This window comes from Winogradskyella sp. UBA3174, assembly GCF_002364335.1.
GTDB lineage: Bacteria > Bacteroidota > Bacteroidia > Flavobacteriales > Flavobacteriaceae > Winogradskyella.
This window is the reverse complement of sequence record NZ_DEXW01000045.1, coordinates 35,755-36,323: the sequence shown is the minus strand read 5'-3', so window position 1 is coordinate 36,323 and position 569 is coordinate 35,755. Positions and strand designations below refer to the sequence as shown.

Sequence of the window (569 nt, the reverse complement as noted above, 5' to 3'; positions counted from 1 at the left end):
TTAATAGAAGCGTTAAGATGATAAGACTGTATATATATTTCATGATGATTTATTTAAAAGTTGGTGTTGATTAAGGTCTCCAATTCGGCTTTAGTAGTGATTATGTCTAGCATAGTTTGCAGTAAAGCTTGTTGAGCTGTATATAATTGAGTTTGCGCTTGTCTTAGTTCAAAACTAGAGCCAATACCTTCAAAGAATTTTATCTCATTCTTTTTTTCGATGCGCTCTGCTAGAGCTAAATTGTTTTTTTTATTTTGGTAGTCTTCAATGGCAAATTTGTAATTGCTTTTAGCTGCTGCTATTTGTAGTTTTAATTGCTGTTCTGTTTCCGTAAGGTTCTCTCCTGCTTTTTCTAATTCTATTTTAGCTTGTTGAGTTTTTGCGGTTCTTCCTAAAGAACTAAAAATGGGAATATTTACATTAACACCAAAAGAAGAAAATCCATACCATTCTTGGCTTGCTTTTAAAAAGTTAAAATCATTGTCATACCCTAAATATCCAGCGTTAAAAAATCCTGAAATTTGAGGTAAAGCTTTACTTTTTTCAAGCTTTACTAATAATTCTTTGGA

1 protein-coding gene is annotated in these 569 nt (G+C 31.1%); it reads right to left on the bottom strand.

Annotation, left to right across the window (positions count from 1 at the left end):
- Nucleotides 1-53 precede the first annotated feature (53 nt).
- The coding region (locus B2U95_RS07950) for a TolC family protein (RefSeq protein ID WP_296314651.1) at nucleotides 54-569 on the bottom strand (516 nt) is incomplete at its 5' end.